Below are 22,887 nucleotides of genomic sequence, written 5' to 3'. Positions count from 1 at the left end.
CCCGACCGGCTACCGCGAAATCCGTCACCTCCGGTCATCGACAAGGGGCTCTCATGAGCAGTGAATTCCGGGTACGGGAACTCGTCCTGGGAATCGAGGGGCTGGCGCTCCTGCGCCACGCCGTGGACGGGGACGAGACGTTCCTGCGGGAACGCGTCGAGGACATCCGGCGCTTCGCGTCGGGTGACGGGCGGCTGCCGGACGGCGGCGCCGACGTCAGCGAACTCGACGCCGCCGAGGGCTACGCCTCCTGGTCGGCGGTGTACGACTCGCTGCCCAGCTCGTACATCGAGGTCGAGGAGCCCGTGCTGCACGGGCTCCTCGACACCCTCCCCACGGGCACCGCCCTCGACGCCGCCTGCGGCACCGGTCGCCAGACCGGCGCCCTCGTCTCCCGCGGGCACCGCACCATCGGCGTGGACCAGTCGCCCGAGATGCTGGCCAGAGCCCGCGAGCGCGCCCCCGAGGCCGACTACCGGCTCGGGCACCTGGAGAAGCTGCCGCTCGGCGACGACTTGGTCGATCTCGCGGTCTGCTCGCTGGCCATGACCCACCTGCCGGACCTCGCGGCGGGAGTGTCCGAGCTGGCCCGGGTGGTCCGGCCGGGCGGGCGGATCCTCGTCTCGGACATGCACCCCTTCGTCATCGCCCTGCAGGGACAGTGCCTCTTCGTGCACGGCTCCGACCGGCTCGCCTTCATCCGCAACCACGTCCACCTCCCCGGGCGGTACCTGGAGGCGTTCACCGGAGCGGGGCTGCGGGTGCGGGCCTGCCACGAACCGCTCTTCAACGGGCGCCTCGCGCCCGGCGGTTACGAGGAGTTCATCGCGGACGCGGCACGGGCGGCCTGGGACGGGCTGCCGATCGTCATCGTCTGGGACGTCGAAGTCCCCGCGTAGGTCCGGCGGGTCCGTAGGTTCACGAGGAGAGGAGAACGGTCCGATGGCCCTGGTCGTGGTGACCCACGCGGAGCGCCCCGAACTGTGGGACCGCATGCCGGAACGGTTCGCCGGCATCGTGCCCGAGTACAACCTGCACGGAGACGTCAACGACGCCTACTGGAACCGGCTGTTCGAGGAGTTCCCCGACTACCAGTTCGTCCTGTACGACGACGTGCGCGAGGTGGTGGCGGGCGCCGGACGCTCGCTGCCGCGCACCTGGGACGGCACGGCCGCCGACCTCGGCCCCGGCCTGGACGACTCCATCGCCCGGGCGTTCGCGGACCGCGCGGCGGGCCGGACCGCCGGCGCCCTGTGCGCGCTGGGCATCGAGGTCGCGGAGGACTACCAGCGCAAGGGGTTCTCCACCGTGCTCCTCGACGCGATGCGCCAAGTCGCGCGGCGGGCCGCCCTGGAGACGGTGCTGGTACCGGTGCGGCCCACCTGGAAGGACCGGTACCCGCTGGTGCCGATCGAACGGTACGCGGGCTGGCGGCGCGCGGACGGGGCCCCGCTCGACCCGTGGATCCGCACCCAGGTGGGCGCCGGCGGCACGATCGCCGGAGCCTCGGAACAGTCGTCGCGGATCACCGGGACGGTGGCCGAATGGGAGCGCTGGACCGGCCTCGCCTTCCCGGAGGACGGCGACTACGTCTTCCCGGGAGGCCTCTCCACGCTGCGGATCGAGCGTGCACGGGACCTCGGCTCGTACTGGGAGCCCGGGGTGTGGATCACCCACCCGGCCGCGGCGGAGGACCTGTCGGGCGTCACGCCGGTGGTCACGCCGTAGGCAGCCGCTCCCCGGCCCTGACGGCGGTCCACGCGAAGGCGGACATGAGCCGCACCTCGTCCGGACCGGCCTCGGGGCGGCGCTCGGGCGGCAGACCGGCGGGGCCGGCGGTGGCCACCGCCGCCTCCCGCAGCCGGGCGAGGGCGGCCGGCGGGACGTCGCCGGCGTGGCCGGGGTCGCCGGGGTCGCCGGACAGCCGGCGGGCGGCCTCGGCCGCCTGCCGGCCGAGCAGGAGGCAGTGGATCCACAGCTCCTCGGCGAAGCTCCGGCCGAACCGCCGCGCCACCTCCGACGCCAGGTCCTCCGGCATGTCCGCCGCCACCGCGTCACGCACGGCCCGCTCCGGGATGCCGGTCGCCGGCAGGGCGTCGAGCCAGCGGTGGTGACCCCGTCCGCCGTCCGGGCCGTGCTCCTGGCCGACCAGCCGGACGTAGCCCTCGCCGTACCGCATGTACGGGATCCACCCCGGCTCCTCCAGGACGCGGCCCCGCTCCAGCAGCGGTGCGGCGTCGGCGGCGTCCACGGGGCAGACGGCGAGCCGGATCCCCTGGGTGGCATGGCCGTTGATGCTGCTGGTGCCGATGTGCTCCACCACGTTGGGCACGGCGATCAGACTCATCCGGCCGCGCTCGCGGAAGAAGACCGAGAAGAGCTCGTCGTCGTGGCGCTCGGCGCTGCCGGTGGCGAACCGGCGGAAGTCCTCCACCGTGTCGAGCGGCAGACAGACGGCGAGGGACGGCGTGAACTCGTCCGGCACTGCCCGCACCCAGGAGGCTCCGGCGAGCGCGGCGAGCCGGGCGGCACCGCCGTTGCGCGCGTGCCAGTTGGTGTAGAACACCAGGGCCTCGTCGGGGAACCGGGTGGCCGCGCGGCCGACGAGCGCCACCATGTCCTCCGGGGCGGAGACGTCGTCCTGGACGACGAGGTGATGGCTCCCCCCGGAGTCCGCCGCCGCCCAGGCGACCAGGGCCGTCCGGAGCGCCGACGGCGGGCCGTCCGGCTCCGGATCGAGCGCCAGGCCGTCCAGCCCGAGCCGCTCGGCCAGCTCGCGGGCCTGAACCAGGCGTACCGGGTGGGTCATGACCGCCGAACTCACGCGCACCGTCGGTACCACAGCTCTCCCTCGCTCCGGGGTCCTCGCGTCATGGTGGCAGGAGCCGTCCACGGCGGAAAGACCGCGACGCGACCTCGGCCGGATTCCACAGGGTCGGGGCCGGGAGCGGGGCCGGGGTCGGGCCGGGGCCGGGGTCAGGGCCCGTGGCGACCCCTCCAGTGCGAGGTCGCGCGAGGCTCGGCGTCCGTCCGGTGGGGCAGGTCGGCCTGCTGCGGCGGCCCGCCGCCGTCGTCCACCGACGGGCCCGCGGACCGTCGCCGCGGTACGGCCAGGGCGAGGAGCGACAGCCAGCCGACCGCGAGGAGCCCGTCCAGGTACAGGGCGGGCACGAGCGGCGTCCGCCCGTCGACGTGCACGGCCACCACCGCACCGGCTCCGAGCACGGCGGCAACCCCAACGGCCAGACAGCGTACGGCCCTTCGCATCCCGCCTCCCATGTCGACCGGTCCTGCGGCAGCGAACCCGGCTGCTCGGGAGGAACAGTGAACGGCAGTCCGGGGCCTGCTGTGACGACGTATTCAGGACAGATTGGAGTAGACCAATAGTGATCACACGAACCATGTCGGGCGCATCACGCACGAGACCGGTGAACCCGGCGGGGGCGACGTTTCCGGAGTCCGGGGGCCAACGGTGCGCCGCCGACGGCCCGGGGGCCCGTCGGCGGCGTCACTCGCGGTGGGTTCGCTCCCCGGTCCACTTCTCGCTACTGGTGGCCGTGGCCGCCGGGCCGGTGCGCAGTGCCAGGCCGTGACGGCCGGCCGGGGCCGCGGGAACGGGGACGCCCCGGGGCCCCGGTGATCGCTGCCCGTTTCCGGGAAGGGGCGTCCGGGGTTCAAAGGGCGCGGCGTCGCCGGTTGTCCTGCTCGCGCTTGCGTTTGGCTTGTTTGGGGGTCAGCAGGCCGGCCCGGACCTTCCGCCTGAGCTCGGCGTTGCGAGTCGCGCGGTCGACGTCGTCCTTGACGTCGGAGTCCGCGCGTTGTTTCGGCAGGACTGCGGTCTGCCACGTTCCGTCCGCGAGCGCGGCCATCACCTGGCGTCGAAGCTCGGACCAGCGCTGATGGTTGTTCCGCCAGGTCGGATCGAGGGTGCGGCTACCGAACTCCTCACCGTACGGGTCGAGGGAACGGCGGACGAAGGCGTACTCGCCCGGGTGCCGGCGGGCGAGTTCGGCCTGGACCTCGGGCTCGATGCCGGCCCACGGTTCCTTGCGCTTGAGGTCCCACCGGGCCACTTCCTTGGACAGCCTCCGGACGGTGCGCTCGTACTCGGCCAGGCGCTGGAGCACGGCGACGAAGAACCGTCGGTTGTTCAGGGTCCGCATGGCCTCGGCGTGCCCCAGCACTTACAGATCGATCTCGAGGTCGCCCAACGCGCGTGCGGAGACGGCGTGGGCCCGGGGCGTGCACTCCTCCAGCAGTTCCAGCAGGGCCTGGTGCCAGCGGCGCAGCAGAAGGGGGTGCCGCAGCAGGGTGTTGCGGGCATCCTGCTGGTTGATGTCACGGGCCACCGCGCTGCGGAAGGGCTCCCACGGCGCCTTGATCAGCATGGAGACCGCGGTGGTGAGCGGGGCGTCGATCGCTCCACTCGCGGCGGCCATCTCGATTGCGTGCAGGCCGTCCCTGGCGTCCGGCGGTTTGGGAACGTGCGCGGCGATTCCGGCCTTTCCGCAGAGGGCCTCCCTGATCAGGTCGCCTTCCTCGGTGAAGTGCCGGCGCAGCCACCGCTGGGCGACGTGGACGGCGTCGAGGTGGTCACGGACATCCTCGCGGGAGCGGTGAACCTCCAGCCTGTAGTCGTTGGCCAGAGCGCGTGCTTCGGCCAGGGCCCGGCGGACCCACCGCAGCCGGTTCTCGTTCGCCTCGACCCGAGGGTCCCGCTGGTACGAGAGCCGCTCCACGGCGACCTGGAGCTCACCCTCGGCGAACAACAGCGCGTCCACCCAGTCCAGGTGCATCTCCAGCGACCGCAGCCACGCTCTGGTGCTGCGCCGGACGGGAGGGCGCGTGGCGTCGGCGATCGCCGTCCGCACGAGCACTTCGAAGTCCGACTCTGCGGCCTCGGCGACGACACCGGTCGGTAGACGTCCGCAGTCCGCGACGGACAGGCCCCTCGATTCCACACGGCCACCCTTCTGCACCACACCACCGTCTGCGGCTCTTCGTCAGGAACTCTAGAACACGTCTATGACACCCAGTCACCGAATTGTGACACTGCGGTGCGAAGCGTTGCCTGCTCGGTGCCGCCGGCGGCGAGAGGTCCTGATGGCAGGCTTCCTGGGTGCGGGCCCGGCCGGCCGCCCCTCGCGACTCGAACGTGCGGGCCCCGGACGTTGCGCTGCGGCGGGGGCCAGGGCGCGGGCCGATTAGGCTGAGTAGGTGACTCTTCAGCCGCCTCGTCCTCTCACGGCCGCAGCCGCGCGGGCCCTCCACCGCCTGCACGGTGCCGACATCTCCGCCGGCATGGGCGAGCGGGAGCTGGACGCCGTGGAGGCGCGGTTCGGCTTCCGGTTCGCTGCCGACCACCGGGTCTTCCTGGGGGCGGGGCTTCCGCTGGGGGAGGGCTGGCCCGACTGGCGCGACGGCGATCCGGCCGTGCTGCGGGAGCGCCTCGACCGGCCGGTCGAGGGCACGCTCTTCGACGTCCGTCACAACGGCTTCTGGCATCCGGCGTGGGGCGAGCGGCCGCAGGAGGCCGAGGCCGCGGTGAGGGTCGCGCGGTCCTTCCTGGCCGATGTCCCCCAGCTCGTCCCGGTCTTCGGCCACCGCTACCTGCCGGGGATTCCCGGACAGGTCGGACACCCGGTCCTGTCGGTCCACCAGACCGACATCATCTTCTACGGGGCCGACCTCACCGACTACCTCCGCCACGAGTTCGCCGGCCTGCCCGGGCAGTTGGACTCCGCCCGTGCCACTGTCCCTTTCTGGTCCCACGTCCTCGCGGAGAACAACGGCACCCCGCGTCCGGCCCTCTGCACGACGCCGTACGACCCCTGCGCCCGCACCTCGCGGGAGGCGCTCACCGACCTGCGGATGCTGGCTCTCGAACGTGTCCTGGGACGCCGCGTCAGCGCGGATCAGCTGATCCGGGCCGGCCTGGTGGCGCTCGTTCTGGATGTCGACACGCCCTCGCTGCGGTTGCTCGCCGGGCTCGGGCGTTCCGAGGAGCCGGAGGCGGCCCAGCTCTTCGACCAGGTGATGGACGAGCTCGATCTGCTGGCGGACGCCCCCACGGAGGAACGCGAGATCCGCTGGGAGCTCGCCCGCTGGTGGCTCACCCTGATCGTGAAGGGCGGCATGCACCCGGCCATCGGCGCCGACCTCCTGGGCCACGAGGTGTGGTCACCGCTCGGCCACCCCGACGCGCTGCAGCCGATCGTCAGCGAGGGCATCCAGTACGAGGATTGGAGCCCCGCCGTCGCCGAGTCGAAGGAGGCCATCGCCGCGAGGATCGTCGCCGAGGCCGCACGACTGCTCGCCGGCCCCTGGCCACCAGCCCTCTGACGCCTGTTCCGCCGGCGCTACTTCTGCCAGCCGATGGTCTCGGGCAGCGGGCTGTAGAAGATGGTGGCACCGACGTTGGCGAGGCCCTTGCGGATGCCGTAGGTGGAGGGGCCGCTGTAGAGCGGCAGGAAGGCGTACTGCTGGAGGGCCTTCCGCTCGACCTCGTTGACGGCGGCGATCTGCTGGCCGAGGTCGGCGATCTCTCCGGTGGCGCGGATCTCCTTGTCCAGCTCGGGGGTGCCGGAGCCGGTGATGTTGGAGTCACGGTCCGAGCAGTAGAAGTCGCACAGGTACCGGGCGCCGAAGGGGTCCGTCGAGCGGTTGCCGGAGATGAACAGGTCGAAGCGGCGGTCGCTGAGCACCTTGGAGAAGTCGTTCTCGGAGACCTTGTTGACGTCCACCTTCACGCCGACGGCCTTGAGCATCGCGGTGAACGCTCCGGCGGTGGCCTTCTCGATGGGGCCGTCGCCGAGCAGGGTGTAGCCGAGTTCGAGCTGCTTGCCGTCCTTGGCGCGGATGCCGTCGGCCCCGGGCTGCCAGCCGGCCGCGTCCAGGGTCTTCCGGGCCTCCTCCGGGTCGTACTTCAGCACGGTGGCGACGTTGTCCTGGTAGCCCTGCTGGAAGCTGTAGAGCACTGCCGAGCCGGGCAGCGGCTCGGTGTAGTCGAGGCCCTGGAAGCGGATCTTCGCTATCTGCGTGCGGTCGATGCTCTCCTGCACCGCCTTGCGGACCTGGACGTCGCCGAGGAGCGGGGACTTGGTGTTGAGGTACAGCGCGTACTCGAAGGGACTGCCGCCGCTGCGGATCCCGGCGTCCTTGACCGTCTTCACCTGCTTGAGGTTCTCGGCGGTTCCGACGGGGGCGTAGTCGATTTCGCCGTTCTTGAAGGCGTTGATCGAGGCGGCGCTCTCCAGGTTGACGTAGACGCGCTTGTCGAGCTTGCCCGTCCGGCCCCACCAGGTGGGGTTGCGCACGAAGGTGATGTTGCCGGAGTGCTCGTCCCAGGTGCCCACGGTGTACGGTCCGGTGCCCCATTCGGGGTGGGCCGTCTTGACGTACGCCTTGTTGAAGTTGTCGACGGTGGCGGCCTGGGGGTGCAGGAAGGTGGTGAACAGCGCGGACCAGGAGGCGTTGACGCCCTTGAAGGCGATGACCGCCTGCTTGTCGTCCGTGCCCCGGGTGACGGAGGTGATGCGGTCGTAGCCGTCGGTGGAGGAGGCCGCGTAGTCCTTGTCCGAGCCGTTGTTGGCCTTCCAGGTGGCCTCGATGGCCCGCCAGTCGATCGGGGTGCCGTCGTTGAACACGGCCTTGGGGTTGAGGGTGATGACGACCTTCTGGTCGCCGCCCTCGACGGTGACCTTCACGTCGCTGTAGTAGTCCGGGTTGTACTGGACCTCGCCGGTGGGCGAGTAGGTGATGGCGTCGGCGTTGTACCAGGACCAGATCCGCAGCGCGTTCAGGGTGCCGTTGACGTTGAAGGGGTTGCCCTGTTCGTCGAAGGTCCCCGCGGAGGTGTAGGTGCCGCCGTCCTTGATGTTCTCGTACGGCTGGGGGTTGTAGTCGGTGACCGAGGACGCGACCTGGGCGGTGTTCTTGGCGTCCTGCCCGGGGGAGCCGCTGGGGGAGCCGCCGGAGGAGGACGAGGAGGAGCACGCGGTGGCGGCGACCGAGACGGCCGCGGCGAGCGCGAGGGGCAGGGCGAGCTTGCGACGCATGGGATGTCCTTGGTGGTAATCGGTGAGAAGGGGAAGGGTGGGGCGGAACGGGGCGGGATGAGGCGGTGCGGGGTGGCGGGTGTCAGACCGCGTGGCAGGCGTACTGGTGGTCGGCGCCGCCCGGGGTGCCGACGGTCGCCGGCCGTTCGGTGCGGCAGCGCGTCCGTACGCTCTCGTCGGCCTCCCGGTGGAGCGGGCAGCGGTCGACGAACACGCAGCCCTGCGGCAGCCGGGCGGCGCTGGGCTGCTCGCCCGCGAGGACGATGCGCTCGCGGTGGCGCTCGCGTTCCGGGTCGGGGACCGGGATCGCCGACAGCAGGGCCTTCGTGTACGGGTGCCGGGGCCGGGCGAAGATCTCCTCGGTGGCGCCGGATTCGACGACGTGTCCGAGGTACATCACCGCGATGCGGTCGGAGAAGTAGCGCACCACGGCCAGGTCGTGCGCCACCACCAGGTAGGCCAGGCCCAGTTCGCGCTTCAGCCGGGCGAGCAGGTTGATGATCTCGGCCTGCACGGAGACGTCCAGGGCGGACAGCGGCTCGTCCAGGACCAGCAGCCTCGGCTCGCGGGCCAGGGCGCGGGCGATGCCGACGCGCTGGCGCTGGCCGCCGGACAGGGCGGCGGGGAAGCGGTCGCCCATGGCGCGGTCCAGGCCCACCAGGTCGAGGAGCCGGGTGACCCGGGAGCGGATGGCCGTCCGGTCGGCGCCGGCGGCCTGGAGCGGTTCGGCCAGCAGGTCGAAGACGGTCAGCCGGGGGTCCAGGGCGTCCGTCGGATCCTGGAGGACGATCTGGACCTCGCGCCGCAGTTCGCGCACCTGGGCGGCCGACCGCAGCGTGGCGACGTCGGTGCCGGCCACTTCGACGCGCCCGCCCTCGGGGGCGCGCAGTCGCAGCACCTCGCGCAGCGTGGTGGTCTTGCCGCTGCCGGACTCCCCGACCAGGCCCAGGGTCTCGCCCGCGCGCAGTTCGAAGCTGACGTGGTTGACCGCGTGCAGGGTCCCCACCCGGCGCTTGAGCAGGGCCCCCTTGGTGACGGGGAAGGTCTTGACCAGGTCCTCGACGCGCAGGACCACGTCGCCGGCGGTCCGCTCCCCGGACGCGGCCGGTGGCACGGGGGCGGCCGCCCCGACGGGGTCGAGGCTTCCGTCGGCGATCTCCTGCGCGCGGTGGCAGGCGGCGCGCCCGGGCTGCCCGGCCGGCGCGGTCAGGTCCGGCGCGGTCGAGTCCGCTGCGGTCGAGTCCGGCGTGGTCAGGTCCGGCGCGGTCAGGTCCGGTTCGGTGGTCCGGCACACGTCCCGGGCCACCGTGCAGCGGGGCGCGAAGGGGCAGCCGCCGGGCAGGCCGACCAGGGACGGCGGCTCTCCGCCGACCGGGACCAGGGGCCGTTGGACGCCGCCGTCCACGGTCGGGATGCTGGCCAGCAGGCGGGCGGTGTAGGGCATCGTCGGACGGCGGAAGAGCTCGTCGACGCTCGCGTGCTCGACGATCCGTCCGGCGTACATGACGGCGACGTCGTCGGCGTGGCCGGCCACCACGCCCAGGTCGTGGGTGATCAGGACGAGACCGGCGCCGGTCTCGCGCTGGGCCAGGCGCAGCACGTCGAGGATCTGCGCCTGGACGGTGACGTCGAGCGCCGTGGTGGGCTCGTCGGCGACGAGCACCGAGGGCTTGTTGGCGATGGCCAGCGCGATGACGACGCGTTGGCGCATGCCGCCGGAGAACTCGTGCGGGAACGCCTTGGCGCGTTCGCGCGGGTCGGGGATGCCGACCAGGTCGAGCAGTTCCACCGCCTGCTCCCAGGCGTCCTTCCTGGACAGCTCCCGGTGCACGCGCAGGGCCTCGGAGAGCAGCCGGCCGACGCTGAAGATGGGCGTGAGCGCGGACATCGGGTCCTGGAAGACCATGCCGATGTCCTTGCCGCGCACCCGGGAGAGCTCCTTGTCGCCCATGGCGGCCAGGTCGCGGCCGCCCAGCAGGATCCGGCCGCCGAGCCGCGCGGTGGGCGGCAGCAGGCCCATGACGGCGAGGGCGGTGGCGGACTTGCCGGAGCCGGACTCGCCGACGATGCCCAGGGTGCGCCCGGGCAGGAGGTCGAAGTCGACGCCGCGCACGGCCTCCACCGGTCCGGCCTCGGAGGGGAAGGAGACGCGCAGGTCGCGTACGGACAGGACGGGTGCGGGCCCGGCGGGGCCGGTGAGGCCACTGGGTTCGGTGAGGCCGGTGGGCCCGGGCGTGGGCCCGGTGCGGTGGGCGGGTGCGAGGGTCATCGTCGGCCTCCGGCCGCGCCGGTGGTGGACGTGGGGTCGAGGGCGTCGCGCAGGCCGTCGCCGACGAAGGTCATCGAGACGGTGAGCAGTACGGTCAGCCCGGCGGGGAAGGCGAAGAGCCAGGGGGCGCTGGTGATGGTGCCCGCGCCGTCGGCGAGCATCGTGCCCAGCGACACGTCGGGGGTCTGGACGCCGAAGCCGAGGAAGGACAGCGCGGTCTCGCTGAGCACGGTGGAGACCACGCCCAGGGTGAGGTTGACGATGAGCAGGGAGCCCAGGTTGGGGATGATGTGGCGCACCACGATGCGCAGGGGGCGCACGCCCATGAACTCCGCGGCGCGCACGTAGTCGCGTTCGCGCAGGGACGTCGACACCGACCAGACCACGCGGGCGGTGGACATCCAGCCGAACACCGTCAGGACGAGGACGAGGACCCGCCAGTCGCCCGCCAGCCGGTGCGAGACCAGGGCGAGGATCAGGAAGGAGGGCACGATCAGCAGGAAGTGGATGAGGGCGAGGGTGGCCTTCTCCACCCGGCCCCCGAAGTAGGCGGCGCCCGCGCCGACGACCGCGGAGATGGCGACGGTCAGGACGGAGACGGTCACGGCGATCACCAGCGAGCGCTGGAGGCCGTGCACCGCGGCGGCGTAGACGTCGTTGCCGCCCTGGTTGGTGCCGAACCAGTGCTCGGCGCCGGGGGACTGGGTCAGGGCCGAGAAGTCGGTGTCCGCGTAGCCGTACGGGGTGAACAGGTCGCCGAGCGCACTGAACAGCACGAGCAGCAGGAAGATCACCACGCCGGCGACCGCGGTCCGGTTTCGCAGGAAGCGCCGCAGGTAGAGGCGGCGCCGTCCCAGGTAGCGACCGTCGTGCAGGTCGTGCCGGTCATGTCCGTCGCGCACGCCTCGCCCGTCCCGCCCGTCCCGCCCGTCGTGCCCGTCCTGCTCGGTGAGCAGCGGACCGGCGGCCGGCCCGGGTGCGGTGGCCGGGACGCCTTCGGCGGTCGCGTCGGGACTCACAGGGGTCACAGGGGTCACGGGGGTACTCATCTCAGCTCACCCGCACTCTCGGGTCGAGAAGAACGGTGGCGATGTCCGCGAGGATCGCGCCGACCGCGGTCAGGGCGGCGGCGAAAGCGGCGGTCGCCACGGTGCCGTGCACGTCGTTCTTGCTGATGGTCTGGATGAAGTACTGGCCCATGCCGTTCCAGCCGAAGATCGTCTCCGTGAGGACCGCGCCGGTGAAGACGGCCGGGATGCTGAAGGCCACGGACTGGGCGGTGGGGATCAGAGCGGTGCGCAGGGCGTGCCGGCGGATCGCCCGGGCGCGGGTGAGCCCGGTGGCCCGGGCGGTGCGCACGAAGTCGGAGCCGATGACGTCCAGCAGCAGGGAGCGCTGGGTGAGGTGGTAGCCCACGTACCCCGTCAGGGTGAGCGTCAGCGTCGGCAGGATCAGGTGCAGCAGCCGGTCGCCGATCGTCGCCCAGAACCCTTCCACGTCGGGCGAGTTCTCCCCCGCGACGTACAGGAAGTGCCAACCCGCCTGTTCGTTCAGCCGGATGGCCAGCAGCACCAGGGCGAGGGCGGCGATGGACACCGGGACGTTGAAGAGCGCCATGGACAGGGCCTGGGCGGCCCGGTCCCGCCAGCCGTACTGGCGCGAGGCGGTGTGGACCGCGAGCGCGACGCCGACGACGACGGACAGGACCGTCGCGCCGATCACCAGTTCGGCGCTGACCAGGGAGCGGTAGCCGATCTCCCCGTTCACCCGGATCCCGACGGGGGAGCGGCCCCAGTCGAAGCGCAGGACCACCCCGGTCAGCCAGTCCCACCAGCGGTGGAGCAGCGGCTCGTGCGGGTCGAGGTTGTAGGGGGCCAGGGCCCGGGAGATCTGCTCCTCGGTGCGGACCGGGCGCAGCTCCTTGAAGTTCGAACGCGGGTCGAGGAACCAACTGGCCAGGAAATACGTGGCGTTGGTGGCCACGGCGATCACCAGGAACCAGCCCGCCGCCCTGCGTGTCACGTACCGGAGCACGGACGGCACCTCCCCACCGGATGCGGCGGGTGCGGCTGGGGAGCGCCGGGTCTGGGGGAACTGGGCATGCGGATGGAACTTCCTCGATCCAAGGGGTGCTTGCACGACCGTGCAGAAGCCAGTCTGTGTGCGAGCGACAGGTGGCGCCAGGGATCAGGGCATGTGGACACGAAGACGAAACGCCCCCGCAGCACGCGGAGGTGTTCGCGTCACAATTCGTTGAATTCGCAGGTGGGAGAGGCCACAGTGGCTGCCGGGTCCCGGAGGCGTGCGCGGCCCCGGGGCCCGGCAGCGGGGCTGGGAGACCCCAGCCGAGCGCCTGGCTACCGGGCTGCCCGTCACGCCTTGGGCGACTTGTAGATGGTGGCGGCCATCGCTCCCAGTTGCTTGTTGGCCTTGAGCGCGAGGTCGATGGCATCGCTCACGGAGTCACTGGGCACCGGAATGTTGTTCACGTAGATCGCGAAGGCGTAGCGGTGGCCGTCCTTCGCATCGACATAGCCTGCGAGTGCCTTCGTGCCGAGAGCCAGCTTGCCCTGGTAGGAACTGACCAGGGTGCCGGTCTTCGCACGGATGTGTCCTGCGGCGGGATCGGTGTGCTCGATGACGTCGGCAAGCGAGCCGTCGACGCCCATGCTCGGCATGGAGTCGTAGAAGACGTCGAAGTCGTCCTGTCGTGCCAGGTGCCGCAGCAGCGCCACCTGGGCGGTCGGCGTCGCCTTGTCGCCGGGGAGGCCCTGGGCGTCGACGAGGCTCACCGAATTCGGATCCACGCCTGCGCGAGCGAGGAACTCCTTCTCGATCTTCATGCCGTCCGCATAGGTTCGTTGCCCCTCGTGTGCTGCCATCAGCGGCGGCAGAAGGTTCGCCCCGAGGTTGTGGCTGACCTTGTTGATCAGCTTTGCGTACTCCTTGAAGGGCGGAGACGTGTAGGTCGCCGATACCGGCAGCGAGCTCACTTCCGCCGACGGAGGAAGCTTGCTGTCGGGGTTCGCTCCCAGCGAGGGGGCGGATACGCTGACGCCGTTTCTGGCGAGTGCCTCGATGAGGACGGTGCGGGCGAACGCCGCCGGGTCGGGAACCTGGTAGGTCGTCACGAAGGGAGCCTTCGCGTCCGCGGGCACGGAGCCTCGCACCCGAATGTGACCAGGACTCACGCTTTCGGTCGTCACCGCCGGCTTGCTTCCGGCGGGCGTGGTCGTCACCTGCGCGTCGACGCCGAAGGCGGCCGTCTTCGGGCGCCAGTCGACCTTGGCCGGCTCGCCGGGTGCGCCCGGCGTGATGAGCACGTCGATCAGGTTGTCGTTGACGATGGTCGGAGTGACCGGCACCCCGCCGATCGACACCGGATCCCAGAGTCGGTTGTCGATCACCACGTCGCCGTCGACATGGCGGACTCCACTGGCCGCGACCTGTCGAGCCAGCTCGTCGACACCCGCCAGCGGATCCTCTCCGGTGATGGTCGCCATGCCGGGTACGGCGTTGGCGTCGTAGTGGTCGAAGTCGGGGACGTCCAGTCCGCCCGACGCGGTGGTCCGCCCACCGAGTGCCAGATCGCCGCTCCCGACCAGGATGAGATCGCCGGAGAGCCGCCCGTCCGCGGAGACCGTACCCGAATGCACCACGGGCGTACGGAAGCGATGGTCGTCGCCCAGGACGTCGAGCGCAGCACTGACCGCGAAGGTCTTGGCCGTCGAACCGGTCATGAACCGGGAATCGGCGCCCTTGGACTGGACGACCTTCCCCGTCTGCAGATCGGCGACCTGCAGGCCCCACTGGCCCGACGACCACGGCGCGGCACTCATGAGCTTCTGCAGGTCGGCGCTCACCCGTGCGGCACCCGGTGCCGGAGAGGCCGAGTTGTCCGCGGAGTTGTGGGAGCACGCCGTCATCGCCACGGCAGCCGTCATCGAAGCGGCGAGCGCCAGGGCTGCACGCCGTCGTACCCGAGGTGCCCTGATTCCGGAGAGGGAGTTGCTTGACATTCGTTCTTTCCTGTTCGACTTTCGCGCTCGATCGAACGCTTCCGGCCCGGCTGCTGCGCGGCGGCTAGGACTTCCGGCCCGTGCCGATGGCGATGCTGCCGTTGCGGGTCCGGACGGCCACGGAATGGCCGCTCGCGTCGTCCTTCGTGACGTTCACGGTGACGTCGCCCTTCTTCGCGGCCGTGCGGACCGCGTACTTCGATTCCGGCAGGCCCAGCACGACGTCGCCGTCCCTGCTCTGCACGTCGACCAGGTCGGGCACGGCGGCCAGGCCCAGGGCGACGTGGCCGTTCCGCGACGTGACGCTGACGGACCGGGCGGAGATCCCGTCGCCCTCGATGCTTCCGTCGCCGCCTTCCAGGGCCAGCTCGGCTCCGTGGAGATCCGACAACCGGACGTCGCCGCCGGCGGTCCTGGCCGAGAAGTCCGCGGTGAAGCCGGTGGCCTCGATGCGCCCCTTGCCGCTCTCGGCGGTGACTGCGACGGCGCGCGGCACCTTCACGGTGTACTTCGCGCCGCAGTCCACCGAGATCCCCGTGCAGTCCAGCGAGAGCGTGAGCGTGCCCCCTTCGAGCTGCCAGCCGGACCCCACCTCCCCGCCGACCTTCCTGCCGCTGACCCGTCGTTCCACCTGAACGCCCTCGACGTCGGCGGCCACCAGCGCGAGGTCGGCGGCACCGGACTTGACGGTCAGGCTGCCACCGGCGAAGTCGAAGGACTTCGATTCCACGGTCGAGTCGGCCGATGGGCCGTCCGTGGTGCAGGCCGTGGCGGCGAGGCCGAGGAGCGCGGCTCCGCCGAAGGCGAGGAGCGTGCGCGTGGTCAGTTCCATCGAATTCTTCCTTCGTCAACGAACATGGTGGTGTGGATTCCCGCACCCCGGTTCACGAGCGCAGCGCCCGGACCGCGACCGTGCGCGACACCCGGGCCGCCTGCAGGACCAGCGCGAGGCAGGTGGTGACCAGCGTCCCGGCGGCGAGCGCCCCGAGCGTGGCCCAGGGGAGGCCCGCCAGGACCCGGACGACGTCGATCCGGGCCCCCAGGGCGATGGTGAGACTCGACACGGCGACGAACAGCGCGCCGAAGACGATCGCCGTCCCCGCGTAGATCGCCCCCTCGTAGACCATCGACCGGGTGACCACGCCCGGCCGCGCACCGGCCACCGTCACGACGGCGGAGTCACGGGTGCGCTCCCGTCCGACGAGGGCGATCACGGCGAGGCCCCCGACCCAGGACACGACGAAGACCCAGCCCAGCACGACCAGGATGTTGTCCAGCCCGGCGCTGCCTCCGGGCATGACCTTCCCCATCACCATGAAGAGGCCGACGAACGACAGGGAGAGCGCGAAGGGCAGCACCGTGGTGACGCTCCTCGTCGCGCGGGCCCGGCACGACTGCACGGCAAGGTGCCAGGCGACGCCGCGCGAGGGCACCAGTGCCGTCCAGAGCTTCATCAGCGGGGTGAGCACCCACGGCCCCATCAGCAGCAGCAGGCAGACGAGGAAGAGGTTCCCGGCGAACGCGAAGGCCGTCCGCTGGGCGAGCCCGCCCTTGAGTTCGAGGCCCAGGCCGGGGACCCACATCCCGACCACACCGGCGAGCAGGCACAGGGCGAGGCCACCGCGGGCCACGCCCGGCCGCGCCGGGGGATCGGAGAAGTCCCGGAAGGCGCGCATCTCCGGCGTCCTGGCGGCCCGCCGGGTGACGCCCCAGCCGCCGAGCAGGCACGGAACCAGTCCGAACAGCACGCTCACGCCGACGTACCAGAACCGGAACCCGACCGAGGCCCCGTGCAGTTCGAGACCCGTCCCCTTCCACTGCGCGAGGGTGACACCCGCGACCAGCAGGGCGAGCGGTGCGGCCAGCGCGCCGGCCACCGCGCCCAGCACCACCAGCTCCGTCCGCAGGATGATCCTGACCCGGTGGCGCGGAATCCCGAGGATCACCCACAGGGCGTGCTCGCGCCGCTGGGTCGTCAGCGTCAGACCGACCGCGGAGGCGACGATGCCCACGGCGGCGAGCACGGTGAAGAAGACGATGTTGCCGCCGAGGGCGATCGACGCGGAGACCATCCGCGCGTCACCCGCCGCCCGCGCCGCCGAGACGGCGGTGAACATCGCGATGGCCGAGCCCGCCGAGCACGCCGCGCCGACCGTGGCGCACAGGAGCGTCCACCACCACATCGACGCCTGCAGGCGGATGTCCGACAGCACGAGCCGGATCACGACTCCTCCCCGCCCGCCTCGTCCGCCGACTGCGCCGCGAGGACGGCGTCGCCCACCGCGCGGGAGTCGCCACCGGGGATGACGGCGTGTACCCGCCCGGACCCCATCACCACGACCTGATCGGCCCGCGCGGCCGCATGAGGGTCGTGGGTGACCATGAGCACCGTGCTCCCCTGCGCGGGAAGCGCCTGCAGCCAGTCGAGCACCACATGACCCGACTTGATGTCGAGCGCACCCGTCGGCTCGTCGGCGAAGACGATCCGCGGCTGGTTCGCCACCACCCGGGCCACCGCGACGCGCTGGCGCTCGCCACCGGAGAGGCGGTCGGGGCGTCGCCGCGCGTGCTTGGCGATGCCGAGCCGCGCCATGGCGTCCTCGACCCGCGCCCTGGGCACCCGGCGGCCGGCGAGCCGCGCCGGCAGGGCGATGTTGTCCTCGACCGTCAGCGAGCTGACGAGGTTGTACTCCTGGAAGACGAAGCCGATGTTCTCGCTGCGGAACGCGGCCTGCTTGCGGGGGCTGAGCGAGCGGACGTCCGTCCCGAGGATCTCGACGGACCCCGCGGTCGCCCGCTCCAGCCCGGCCGTGCAGAGCAGGAGCGTCGACTTGCCCGAACCGGAGGGGCCGACGACGGCGGTCAGCCGGCCTTCGGGAATCTCCAGGTCGATGTCGTGCAGGACGCGCGTCGTATCGCCCCGGCGGCCGGGAACGGGGAATTCCATCCGAAGGCCGCGCAAACGAATGCACGGCACGGGAGCGGTAGTGGAGAATGGCATGAACCAAGGAAAGCAAGGCCGGGCAGTGGAGTGCACGGGTGCCCGCACTGCTATTGGAGGTAGACTTGGATCTACCGTCCGACCCATCCGAACTGTGCGAAAATGTTGATCATGGCGCAGATTCGTGTTGCCCGGAGACTGCTGACCGAATTCGTCGCAGCGGCCGCCTTTCCGATTCTCCTGATTTCCGTTCTCGCTGCGCCGGTCTCGGTTCCGGTGGTGGCCGAACTGGACCGCTCCAGGGCGCAGTGGTGCGGAGTCCGGACGATGCCGCTGCGACCCGTCGACCGCAGCTGGCCGCAGTGGGTGGCCGGTCGGCTGCGGGCACGGTCGGTGTGGAAGACCGACCTGCCCGTGTTCGTCACCGCCGCGCTCCTGTCCGCGCTCTCGCTGTTGGTGGGCTTCTTCGGATTCGTCGGCGCTCTGGCGCTGGTTTTCTCCCCCGTCTTCTGGGGTTTCGGCATTGCCGCGAAAGTCGGCCCGTTCACCCCGGCCGCCCTGTGGGAAACCCTCGTGGCGGTGCCCGCGGGAATCGCCCTCGGTGCGGTCACCGTGGGCGCGCTGGCCGGCATCTCCCTGCTCCGCGACCTGCTCCTGCGGGCCTTCTCGGGGAGCCGGAACCCCGACCTGCTCGCGAAACTGGAGGAACTCCGCGCCAGCCGGGCCTCGCTGACGGCGGCCTTCGAGAACGAGCGCCGGCGCATCGAGCGTGACCTGCACGACGGCGCCCAGCAGGAACTCGTCGCCCTCGTCATGCGCCTGGGAATCCTGGAAGCCGCAGCGACGGCCACCGACCAGGAACGGATCGTCCAGCTGGCCCGCCAGGCCCAGGCCCAGGCGGAGCGCGCGCTCGAACGGCTGAGGGAGACGGTGCGCGACATCCACCCCAGCGAACTGAGCGATCTCGGTCTCGTCGCCGCCGTCCGCGAACTGGTGGCCAGATCACCGTTGCAGGTCGAACTGACCAGCACCGGTACGGACGCCTGGCTCTCCTCACCGATCGCCACGGCCGTGTACTTCACGGTCTCCGAGGCCCTGACGAACATCGCCAAGCACGCGGGCGTCGGGAGCGCCCGGATCGAGATGCGGTGCACCGAGAGCGGCGTCCGCGTCCGGGTGGGCGACGACGGCGCCGGCGGCGCGCGGATCAGCACCGGATCCGGGCTCTCCGGGCTGCGTGAGCGGATGCGAAGCGTCGGTGGGAACCTCGAAATCATCAGCCCGCCGGGCGGCGGAACGGAGGTCGTGGCATCCGCCCCGGCCCAACCCCCGTGGTGACGGAACTCGACAGGGAAAAGCGATGGGAAATAGATTGTGAGAATCATCCTGGCGGACGACAGTCTGCTGATACGCGCCGGAATCCGGGAGATCCTGGTTTCCAGTGCCCACGACGTGATCCGTGAATGCGAGGACGCCGACGAACTGGTCGCCGCTGTCGACGACCTCACCGCCGCCGGAGCCGCCCCCGACCTGGTGATCACGGATGTCCGCATGCCGCCCGGGAACACCGACGACGGACTCCGGGCCGCGATCGACATTCGGTCGCGGCACCGGGACCTGCCGGTACTGGTCCTCTCCGCCTACGTCACGGGCCCGTACGTGCGCGAACTCCTGAACGGCCCGGGCGCCGACGGGGCCGTCGGCTACCTGCTCAAGGAGAAGGTGGGCAGAGTGGCGGACTTCCTGCGGGCCGTCGAGACGGTCTCCGGCGGCGGAGTGGTGATCGACCCCGAGGTGGTCCGCCACGTCACCCGCGCCGACCCGCCGCGGGGCCCGCTCGCCCGGCTCACGGCCCGCGAACAGGAGGTGCTCGCTCTCATGGCCGAAGGCCGCTCCAACGCGGAGATCGCGACAGAGCTGTTCCTCTCGGGCGCCGCCGTGGCCAAACACGTGGGGAACGTCTTCCTGAAACTCGGCATGCCCTCCGGCGAGGACAACCGCCGGGTGAAGGCCATCCTGACCTGGTTCGAATACAACTAGCCGTGCCGCCAGGACCAGGACAGCGGAACGGCTCCCCGCCCGGTGACGCTCTGCGGGGAGGAGCAACGTGCCTTCGGCCACGGGCCGCGCCCCACCGTCCGGTGATCCCCGGCGGTGTCCACGCCCCCGAGGCCGAGCAGGACGTGGGACCGCCGCGCTTCGGCATGCCCGGACGATGGCCCGGTCCTCGCCGCACAACTCGGCCCGGCACCTGCCCGCCCACATCCCATGGGAGGTTCGCCGCTCGGCTTCCTCCCAGCGGGCGGACGCGTCGGGCTGCTCCTCGCAGCACCCACCGTGCGCCAGCCGACGCGCCGCCTCGTCCCCCATGCGGAGGAATCCCTGCCAAGCCGGCCCGGACGGCTTTCCTCCGACACTAGGGTGGCCCAGTGAGTTCCCAACTTCTCCTGAAAGAGCGGAGGTTGAACCCCGAACGAATCGTCTGGACCTGGTGCATCGCCCCGGACGGCGCCACCGTCACCGAGTGGGGCCCGCGCGCCCTGTGGCAGCTCGCCGAGGACGTCCACGAGCGCTGGGCCGCTGCCGGAGGACCGGGCACCTACCGGCTGGAGCTGACCGACCAGGAGCAGCGCGTCGTCGGCGGCCCGAGCCTGCACTGGGTGCTGCCGCTGTGAACGTGACCCCGCCGACCCGTGAGCCTTTCGCGATCGCCGCACGGCGCCGGTTCGCCCCGGCCGCAGGAGGCCAGTGCGCCCGGCCGCCGCCCACGCCAGTGTCCGCCCGCCACCCTGCCTGTGCCCTCGACGAGACTGGAGCCGCCCCGTGAAATGGCCACGCCGAACGCCCCGTCCCGACGTCCGGCCCTCGCCCGGCGAACTCCGCCTCTTCGGGGCCAGGTTCGGCTACGACTTCGGGTTCACCCGGCACGAGAGCGCCACCGCCGATGCCACGCTGCGCCGCGTCGCCCGACAGATCCCGGCCATGCTGGTCCTTGCCTGGCGCCTGGCCTGGCGGGCCGACCGGCGGCCCCTGGTCGGCGTGGTGTGCGCCGAGGTCGGCCGTGCCGTCTTCGCCGCGGTCGCGCTGGTGGCGACCAACCGGGTGCTGGCCCAACTGCTGGTCGGCGGCAGCGCCGTGCAGAGTCTGCACCGCGCGCTGGTTCCGCTGCTGGTCGCGGGGGCGGCGACCGGCGCGGCGAGCTGGCTGTCGTCGGCCTCCACGTGGTCGGCGGCGGTCCTGGAGCCCCAGGTCGAGCGGATCACCACCCTGACACTGCTGCGGCACGCCGACTCGGTCGAGCTCGCCGCCCTGGAGGACGCGGAGTTCGCGCGGACCCTGGAGAGCGCGCGGTTCGGAGCGGACTCCGTGCGGCGCCTGATCAGCGAGGCCGTATCCGTGCTGGGCGCCGTGCTGACCATGACGGCGACCGCCGGGGTGATCCTGTCCCTGAACGTGATGCTGCTGCCGATGCTGGTGCTGATCGCCGCGCCCCGGGCCTGGGGTGCGGTACGCACCGCCCGGCGCAGGCACGCCTCCGTGATGGCCTGGATCCAGCACGCCCGCGCCTCCAACCTGATCTGCCAGCAGGTCACCGCGCCTCAGAACGCGGCCGAGTTGCGGGTCCACGGGGTGGGCCGGTGGCTGCTGGAGTGCTACGAGGAGATGGCGCGCACCTCCGAGGGGGAACGCCGGCGCCTGGCCGGGGCCGCGGCCGCCACCTCGGCCGGTACCGCTGCGGCGTCCGGCGCCGCCTCGCTGCTCACGTTCGCGCTGCTGGGCTGGCTCGTGCTTTCCCAGCGGCTGCCGATGGCCGGCGCGGTCACCGTCATCGTCGGCATCCGCAGCGGCGCAGCCACCGTCGGGACCCTGCTGACCGGTGTGAACCGTATGTTCGAGGAGTCGCTGTATGTACGGGATCTTGAGCGGCTCGGTACGGCCGCCGCCGAGCGGGCCATCCCCACCGGGGGTGCGGACCTGCCGCAGCGGCCCGACGAGATCCGCCTGGAGAAGGTGACGTTCACCTATCCCGGCCGTACCGCACCGTCCTTGAGCAGCGTGTCCCTGGTCATCCCCCGGGGCAAGGTCGTGGCCCTGGTGGGTGTCAACGGTGCGGGGAAGAGCACGCTGGCCAAGCTCCTGGTCGGCCTCTATCAACCCGACGAGGGCCGGATCCTGTGGGACGACGTGGACACCCGGACCGCCGACCGCCGTCAGCTGTTCTCCTCCTGCGTCCTGTTCGCCCAGGACTTCGTCCGCTGGCCCTTCACGATCCGGGCCAACACCACGGCCGGACGCCCCGAACACGCGGAGGACGGCCAGGCTCTCCGGGACGCGGCCGACTTCGCCGGGCTCGACACCTTGCTGAGCGAGCAGCCGAACGGCTGGGACACCATGGCGGCCAAGGGCTTCATCGGAGGCGTGCAGCTGTCGGGCGGGCAGTGGCAGGGGATCGGGACCGCCCGAGCGGCCTTCCGGTTCTCCACTGCCGGCCCCGGCGCGAGGCCGCCGCACCTGGTGATCGCCGACGAGCCGACCTCCGCGCTCGACCCGGCCGCCGAGATCGCCGCATTCGACCGCATCCGCTCACTGGCCGCCCAGGGCATGACGGTGGTTCTGATCACCCACCGCCTGGCCGCCAGTGCCGCCGCCGACCTGATCTACGTCCTCGATGGCGGCGAGCTCGTCGAACAGGGCACCCACGACCAGCTCATGGGCAACGAGCCGGACCCGGACCGGCCCGGGCGCGGCAGCTACCGCACCGCCTACCTGCTCCAGGCCCACCAGTACGGCACCACCTCGCTGCCCGGACAGCGCAACCCCCGCACCGCCGACCGGGCCTGACCGCCCGACCCTGCTGACCGGCCGACGCTGGCCGGCCCGATCACTCATCCCCACCGTGACCTCCCGCTGCTCACCACCGCCAAGACAGAAGGAGTCCGCCCGTGAACCTTCCCACCGTCACCCGCCAGCCGGCCGTGCCCGAGCCGTGGCAGCACCACGGCCGTGCCACCCTGCTGGACACCGGTTCGTACCTGATCCACCGCGACACGGTGACCCAGCCCGACGGGACCGAAGGGGCCTTCGAGTTCCACCAGGCCCGCGTCGACGGCGCCCTGACGATCGCCCTGGACGACCAGGGCCGGATCGCCATGGTCCGCTACCGCAGCTACGTCCACGGCGAGGTCCTCACCCCGCCGGGCGGCCGCCTCGATGCGGGCGAGGACCCGCTGGGCGGCGCACGGCGCGAGCTCAAGGAGGAGGCCGGCATCACGGCCGCCACCTGGAACAGGCTCGGCGAGATCGCTCTGATGACCAAGAGCACCGCACGCCTCCACATGTTCATCGCCCGGAACCTGACGATCGGCGAACAGGAGCTGACCGGCACCGAGACGGGCATGACCGTGGAGTGGTGGCCGCTGGACGAAGCGGTGGCCGCCGCGATGGACGGCCGGCTCCTGCTCTCCGGCGCCGCCGTGTCGGTCCTGATGGCCGCCAACACCATCCACCCCGAGGGACACCTCTGAGCGCCCCTCCGGTCGAAGCCCCCGCCCTGCTGCACACCTGTCGATCCCGCAGCGCGAGCACACCCGCCAGGAGGAA

20 protein-coding genes are annotated in these 22,887 nt (G+C 71.7%); 8 read left to right on the top strand and 12 right to left on the bottom strand.

What is annotated here, in order from left to right; genetic code table 11:
- Positions 1 to 53: 53 nt before the first annotated feature.
- Together ACFVHV_RS18150 and ACFVHV_RS18145 are read left to right on the top strand one after the other, a co-directional pair.
- Entirely contained in the window at positions 54 to 899 is an 846-nt protein-coding gene (locus tag ACFVHV_RS18150; RefSeq protein ID WP_380352035.1) for a class I SAM-dependent methyltransferase, read from the top strand.
- A 43-nt stretch (positions 900 to 942) separates the two neighbouring features.
- Positions 943 to 1,728 carry an N-acetyltransferase gene (locus tag ACFVHV_RS18145; RefSeq protein WP_359904659.1) on the top strand — a complete coding sequence of 262 codons (786 nt, stop codon included), beginning with the start codon at positions 943 to 945 and terminating at the stop codon, positions 1,726 to 1,728.
- Here the strand turns inward: ACFVHV_RS18145 and ACFVHV_RS18140 are convergent.
- The 4 genes from ACFVHV_RS18140 to ACFVHV_RS18125 form a co-directional block, all read right to left on the bottom strand.
- A complete protein-coding gene (locus tag ACFVHV_RS18140) occupies positions 1,718 to 2,824 on the bottom strand; it encodes a hypothetical protein (protein WP_359904662.1) in 1,107 nt (368 codons plus the stop codon). The two genes, ACFVHV_RS18145 and ACFVHV_RS18140, sit on opposite strands and share 11 nt — an antisense overlap.
- A 152-nt stretch (positions 2,825 to 2,976) precedes the next feature.
- On the bottom strand, positions 2,977 to 3,225 hold the full coding sequence (locus ACFVHV_RS18135; protein ID WP_359904664.1) for a hypothetical protein: 249 nt from the start codon (positions 3,223 to 3,225) through the stop codon (positions 2,977 to 2,979).
- A gap of 449 nt (positions 3,226 to 3,674) precedes the next feature.
- A complete protein-coding gene (locus ACFVHV_RS18130; RefSeq protein ID WP_380352033.1) occupies positions 3,675 to 4,184 on the bottom strand; it encodes a hypothetical protein in 510 nt (169 codons plus the stop codon).
- Positions 4,185 to 4,961 carry a hypothetical protein gene (locus tag ACFVHV_RS18125; RefSeq protein WP_380352031.1) on the bottom strand — a complete coding sequence of 259 codons (777 nt, stop codon included), beginning with the start codon at positions 4,959 to 4,961 and terminating at the stop codon, positions 4,185 to 4,187.
- A 256-nt stretch (positions 4,962 to 5,217) separates the two neighbouring features.
- Here ACFVHV_RS18125 and ACFVHV_RS18120 point away from each other — a divergent pair, with 256 nt between their 5' ends.
- Positions 5,218 to 6,342 carry a hypothetical protein gene (locus ACFVHV_RS18120; protein WP_380352029.1) on the top strand — a complete coding sequence of 375 codons (1,125 nt, stop codon included), beginning with the start codon at positions 5,218 to 5,220 and terminating at the stop codon, positions 6,340 to 6,342.
- A 17-nt stretch (positions 6,343 to 6,359) separates the two neighbouring features.
- On the opposite strand, the gene ACFVHV_RS18115 is transcribed toward ACFVHV_RS18120, so the two are convergent.
- The 8 genes from ACFVHV_RS18115 to ACFVHV_RS18080 form a co-directional block, all read right to left on the bottom strand.
- Positions 6,360 to 8,057 (bottom strand): ABC transporter family substrate-binding protein, encoded by a 1,698-nt coding sequence (locus ACFVHV_RS18115; protein WP_380352027.1) that lies wholly within the window; start codon positions 8,055 to 8,057, stop codon positions 6,360 to 6,362.
- Positions 8,058 to 8,139: 82 nt separating this feature from the next.
- On the bottom strand, positions 8,140 to 10,326 hold the full coding sequence (locus tag ACFVHV_RS18110; protein WP_380352026.1) for a dipeptide ABC transporter ATP-binding protein: 2,187 nt from the start codon (positions 10,324 to 10,326) through the stop codon (positions 8,140 to 8,142).
- Complete coding sequence (locus ACFVHV_RS18105) at positions 10,323 to 11,183, bottom strand: ABC transporter permease (protein ID WP_380352069.1); 861 nt, start codon at positions 11,181 to 11,183, stop codon at positions 10,323 to 10,325. Before ACFVHV_RS18105 ends, ACFVHV_RS18110 begins: the two co-directional genes overlap by 4 nt.
- Before the next feature lie 193 nt (positions 11,184 to 11,376).
- Entirely contained in the window at positions 11,377 to 12,360 is a 984-nt protein-coding gene (locus tag ACFVHV_RS18100; RefSeq protein ID WP_380352024.1) for an ABC transporter permease, read from the bottom strand.
- A gap of 338 nt (positions 12,361 to 12,698) precedes the next feature.
- On the bottom strand, positions 12,699 to 14,189 hold the full coding sequence (gene dacB, locus ACFVHV_RS18095; protein WP_380352022.1) for a D-alanyl-D-alanine carboxypeptidase/D-alanyl-D-alanine-endopeptidase: 1,491 nt from the start codon (positions 14,187 to 14,189) through the stop codon (positions 12,699 to 12,701).
- Between the two features lie 220 nt (positions 14,190 to 14,409).
- Positions 14,410 to 15,177, bottom strand: a complete 768-nt coding sequence (locus ACFVHV_RS18090) for a DUF4097 family beta strand repeat-containing protein (protein WP_380352020.1) — start codon at positions 15,175 to 15,177, stop codon at positions 14,410 to 14,412.
- 52 nt (positions 15,178 to 15,229) lie between these two features.
- The gene (locus ACFVHV_RS18085; RefSeq protein WP_359904688.1) at positions 15,230 to 16,570 is read right to left on the bottom strand and encodes an ABC transporter permease; all 1,341 of its coding nucleotides are present in this window, start codon (positions 16,568 to 16,570) and stop codon (positions 15,230 to 15,232) included.
- Complete coding sequence (locus ACFVHV_RS18080) at positions 16,567 to 17,292, bottom strand: ABC transporter ATP-binding protein (RefSeq protein WP_359904691.1); 726 nt, start codon at positions 17,290 to 17,292, stop codon at positions 16,567 to 16,569. The genes ACFVHV_RS18085 and ACFVHV_RS18080 overlap by 4 nt, the downstream gene beginning before the upstream one ends.
- 321 nt (positions 17,293 to 17,613) lie before the next feature.
- On the opposite strand from ACFVHV_RS18080, the gene ACFVHV_RS18075 reads away from it, so the two are divergent.
- The 5 genes from ACFVHV_RS18075 (at position 17,614) to ACFVHV_RS18055 (ending at position 22,811) form a co-directional block, all read left to right on the top strand.
- A complete protein-coding gene (locus ACFVHV_RS18075; protein ID WP_359904694.1) occupies positions 17,614 to 18,624 on the top strand; it encodes a sensor histidine kinase in 1,011 nt (336 codons plus the stop codon).
- Between the two features lie 33 nt (positions 18,625 to 18,657).
- Entirely contained in the window at positions 18,658 to 19,326 is a 669-nt protein-coding gene (locus ACFVHV_RS18070) for a response regulator (protein ID WP_380352068.1), read from the top strand.
- Between the two features lie 422 nt (positions 19,327 to 19,748).
- Positions 19,749 to 19,961, top strand: a complete 213-nt coding sequence (locus ACFVHV_RS18065; protein ID WP_380352018.1) for a hypothetical protein — start codon at positions 19,749 to 19,751, stop codon at positions 19,959 to 19,961.
- A 148-nt stretch (positions 19,962 to 20,109) separates the two neighbouring features.
- On the top strand, positions 20,110 to 22,128 hold the full coding sequence (locus ACFVHV_RS18060; RefSeq protein ID WP_380352016.1) for an ATP-binding cassette domain-containing protein: 2,019 nt from the start codon (positions 20,110 to 20,112) through the stop codon (positions 22,126 to 22,128).
- A 101-nt stretch (positions 22,129 to 22,229) separates the two neighbouring features.
- The gene (locus ACFVHV_RS18055) at positions 22,230 to 22,811 is read left to right on the top strand and encodes an NUDIX domain-containing protein (protein WP_380352014.1); all 582 of its coding nucleotides are present in this window, start codon (positions 22,230 to 22,232) and stop codon (positions 22,809 to 22,811) included.
- Positions 22,812 to 22,887: the final 76 nt, after the last annotated feature.

Origin of the sequence: Kitasatospora sp. NPDC127116, assembly GCF_042677365.1 — a bacterium.
Taxonomy (GTDB): Bacteria; Actinomycetota; Actinomycetes; order Streptomycetales; family Streptomycetaceae; genus Kitasatospora; species Kitasatospora lactacystinica.
Note: the sequence above shows the minus strand (reverse complement) of the source record. Positions and strands in the feature narration are given on the sequence as shown.

Coding starts and splice junctions, on each gene's coding strand:
- ACFVHV_RS18150 (WP_380352035.1), top strand. CDS start 54: ATGAGCAGTGAATTCCGGGTACGGGAACTCGTCCTGGGAATCGAGGGG.
- ACFVHV_RS18145 (WP_359904659.1), top strand. CDS start 943: ATGGCCCTGGTCGTGGTGACCCACGCGGAGCGCCCCGAACTGTGGGAC.
- ACFVHV_RS18115 (WP_380352027.1), bottom strand. CDS start 8,057: ATGCGTCGCAAGCTCGCCCTGCCCCTCGCGCTCGCCGCGGCCGTCTCG.
- ACFVHV_RS18110 (WP_380352026.1), bottom strand. CDS start 10,326: ATGACCCTCGCACCCGCCCACCGCACCGGGCCCACGCCCGGGCCCACC.
- ACFVHV_RS18090 (WP_380352020.1), bottom strand. CDS start 15,177: ATGGAACTGACCACGCGCACGCTCCTCGCCTTCGGCGGAGCCGCGCTC.
- ACFVHV_RS18080 (WP_359904691.1), bottom strand. CDS start 17,292: ATGGAATTCCCCGTTCCCGGCCGCCGGGGCGATACGACGCGCGTCCTG.
- ACFVHV_RS18075 (WP_359904694.1), top strand. CDS start 17,614: ATGCCGCTGCGACCCGTCGACCGCAGCTGGCCGCAGTGGGTGGCCGGT.